4 protein-coding genes are annotated in these 2,991 nt (G+C 65.6%); 3 read left to right on the forward strand and 1 reads right to left on the reverse strand.

From position 1 onward, the window contains the following. The coding region (locus EN742_RS30045; protein WP_128333616.1) for a CerR family C-terminal domain-containing protein at positions 1 to 487 on the reverse strand (487 nt) is incomplete at its 3' end. A gap of 91 nt (positions 488 to 578) precedes the next feature. On the opposite strand from EN742_RS30045, the gene EN742_RS30050 reads away from it, so the two are divergent. From EN742_RS30050 to EN742_RS30060, 3 genes are read left to right on the forward strand one after another with little or no spacing between them, the layout of a single operon-like run. Beyond that, positions 579 to 1,052 carry a CYTH domain-containing protein gene (locus tag EN742_RS30050; protein ID WP_126057263.1) on the forward strand — a complete coding sequence of 158 codons (474 nt, stop codon included), beginning with the start codon at positions 579 to 581 and terminating at the stop codon, positions 1,050 to 1,052. Then, entirely contained in the window at positions 1,049 to 1,990 is a 942-nt protein-coding gene (locus EN742_RS30055) for a CHAD domain-containing protein (RefSeq protein WP_128333617.1), read from the forward strand. Before EN742_RS30050 ends, EN742_RS30055 begins: the two co-directional genes overlap by 4 nt. A gap of 49 nt (positions 1,991 to 2,039) precedes the next feature. Next, positions 2,040 to 2,840: a lipo-like protein gene (locus EN742_RS30060; protein ID WP_126057261.1), complete on the forward strand. Its 801-nt coding sequence runs from the start codon at positions 2,040 to 2,042 to the stop codon at positions 2,838 to 2,840. Positions 2,841 to 2,991 lie beyond the last annotated feature (151 nt).

A 2,991-nucleotide genomic window follows, 5' to 3' on the forward strand; every position in this document is an offset into this window, starting at 1 on the left:
GCTCCCAGATCATGCAAAGCCTGCGATGCGTCGGCTCGAACACGCCGGCATAGATGCGGTCGAGCGCGGCGGTCGGGTGGGAAAGCTCTCTAAGTACGAATTGTACGATCTCGCCTGCCTGCGGGCTCGCAACGATGAAGGCCACCATCCGCTCCAGCGCCGTGAAAAGCTGCGCCCGTGCCGCTTCCGCGTCCGCCGGCGCTGGCGCGGCGCTGACGGCCTGGTTTCCAAGTGCTTGCCCGGCAATCGTCTGGATGGTGTCGACGATGTAGTCGGCGGCGGCGGCGCGCAGGCCTTCCTTGCCGCCGAAATGATAGGCGATGGAGCCGATATTGGCCTTGGCCTCCGCCGCGATCTCGCGCGTCGAGGTGCCGTCGAAGCCTTGCCGGCCGAACAGCTTCAGCGCCGCGTGCACAAGTGCGGCGCGCGTCTGCTCGGCGGGAGAAGCTTCGCGATGGGGAGGTTTGACGCTCGTTTTCTTGCTCACGGTATTCGTTTAATCAATCGATTGATTAAAGTCAATCCGATTCTCAGCTTCGGCTTGCCATGTCCGTCCGCGCGCGCTTTAGTGCGCGGCCATGGGCAAGGAAGTCGAACGCAAATTCCTGGTCTCCAGCGCCGCCTGGCGTGACCTGGCCGAGGCGGATATCCGCATCCGGCAATTTTACCTTGCCGCCGCCCCCGGCCGCACGGTCCGCGTGCGCATCAGCGACGACACCTCAGCGGAACTGACGCTCAAATTCGGCAGCAAAGCGCGCGAGCGCGACGAGTTCGAATATCCGATCCCACTTGCGGAGGCTGAAGAAATGCAGGCCTTCGCCATCGGACGTGTCATCGAGAAGACACGTCACCATGTTAGGCACCGCGGCTATCTCTACGAAGTCGATGTCTTCGGCGGGATGCTGGCGGGGCTGGTGGTCGCCGAACTCGAGACGCCGGAAGACGTGCCGGACGAAATGCTGCCTGATTGGCTCGGCCGTGAAATCACAGGCGAGTCGAGGTTCTACAACGCGTCGCTCGCCCTTGGGGGGATTCCGGAGATCGCCGCATGAGTTTTCGCATCGATCCGCGCCTGCCGCTGACCGGCGAGGTCAGGCGCATCCTGACTGACGAGGTCGGCAAGGCGCTCGCCCATCTCGAGATGGCGCGTGAGAAGCCCGAGCAGGGGCTGCATAAATGCCGCAAGCGGTTGAAGAGCGTGCGTGCATTGCTGCGCCTGGTTCGTTCCGGTGACGAACCGTTCTGTCAGACCGAAAACGAGTGCTACAAGCAGGTATCGGCGCTGCTTGCCGGGCCGCGCGAGGCGACCGCCCTGATCGAAACCATCGACCGCCTGGCAGCAAGCTTCCCGGAGCAGAGCGCCGGCGGCGGCCTCGATGCCGTCCGCGACCGGCTGGTTATGCGCCAGCATGAGTTGCATGCCGGCGCAGGTCTCGATGCCGCGATCAGTGCCGCGGCTGCCGCTTGCCGGGAGGGCCTCGGCCATATCGACAGGCTCTCCCTGCCCGACCAGCCCGAGCAGGCGGCCGACATTCTCGCCGAGGGCGCCCGCGCCACCTTGCGGCGGGCGCGCAAAGCGCTGGACAAGGCTGGGTCCCGCGGCGAGGCGGATGATTTCCACGACCTGCGCAAGGCGGCCAAGACCCACAGCATGCCCCTGTCGCTGCTCGGCCGGCTCTGGCCGACACCGATCAAGGCCCGCCGCAAGGCGGTCGATGCTCTGGGTGAACGGCTGGGCGAACTCCACGATGTCTTCGTCATGCGCGCCCTGCTCGATGCCGAAGCCGAGCCGCTCGGACCGCCAGAGGATATAAAGCTTCTCGGCAAGCTCGTGAAGCGCTCGGAAAAGAGCCTGCGCAAGTCAAGCCTCGCCGAGGCGGCCGAACTGTTCGGCGACAGCCCCAAACGGTCGACCAGGAAACTTGCCCGCAAGGCCCGCGATGACCTCGCCGGAGCAGCCCAGGAAGATCTGGCGGCCGCCGCCGGCTAACGGGCGCTGCTGGCGTCCCCCCGCCGGCCCATGCTAATCACGCTCTACCATGACCGCGCCGGCCGAAACCCTTCTCGACCGCCTTGGCCGCTGGCTTGCCAGCCGGCTGCAGGATGAGTCCTCGGGCTATGAGCCCTACACACCGTCCGATGCCGAAACGCTGCGCCGCGCGCTGGAACCGGGCGACATCCTGCTCATTGAGGGCAACCAGAAGATCTCGGCGGTCATTAAATACCTGACCCAGTCGACATGGTCGCATGCTGCCTTCTATGTCGGCGATGCCTTGCCCGCGCCTGAAGACGGTTCGGAGCGGCCGCGCCTGATCGAGGTCACGCTCGGCGAGGGTTGTGTCGCCGTGCCGCTGTCGCGCTACCGCACCTACAACACCCGCATCTGCCGGGCGAGCGGCCTGACGCCCGAAGACCGCGACCATGTCGTGGCCTTCATGATCGGCAAGCTCGGCCTGAAATACGATCTCAAGAATATCTTCGATATGCTGCGATTTTTCTTTCCAACGCCGCCGGTGCCGGTGCGCTGGCGCCGCCGCATGCTGGCGTTCGGGTCCGGCGATCCGACGCGGGCGATCTGCTCGACGCTGATCGCCGAGGCCTATGGCCAGATACGCTATCCGATCCTGCCCGAGATCACCCGCGCGCCCGGCCGCGCCTCGGCGCAATCGAGCTATATGCGCCGCGAGATCTTGCACATCCGCCACCACTCGCTCTACACGCCGCGCGATTTCGACCTGTCGCCCTTCTTCCGCATCGTCAAGCCGACGCTGGAATATGGCTTCGACTACCGGGCGGTGACCTGGGACGACAAGGCGGCCGAGGCCAAGGCCGCGGAATAAATTAGGCGGGCTGGCGTGGTTTGCCGGCAACGGGCCGGCCGCTCGGCCTCGCGCCGCCATCGCGTGCATGCGGCCCGATCGGCATGATCGCCGGAAACGGCGTCGCCCCGAAGGCGAACGTCCATTTGTAGCCGATGAGCTGTTCCTCCGG

The sequence above is a fragment of the Mesorhizobium sp. M4A.F.Ca.ET.020.02.1.1 genome (assembly GCF_004022645.1).
In the GTDB taxonomy this organism is placed as follows: domain Bacteria; phylum Pseudomonadota; class Alphaproteobacteria; order Rhizobiales; family Rhizobiaceae; genus Mesorhizobium.

Excerpts from the sequence above, each read along its gene's own strand:
- EN742_RS30050 (WP_126057263.1), top strand. The coding sequence starts at position 579 with ATGGGCAAGGAAGTCGAACGCAAATTCCTGGTCTCCAGCGCCGCCTGG.
- EN742_RS30055 (WP_128333617.1), top strand. The coding sequence starts at position 1,049 with ATGAGTTTTCGCATCGATCCGCGCCTGCCGCTGACCGGCGAGGTCAGG.
- EN742_RS30060 (WP_126057261.1), top strand. The coding sequence starts at position 2,040 with ATGACCGCGCCGGCCGAAACCCTTCTCGACCGCCTTGGCCGCTGGCTT.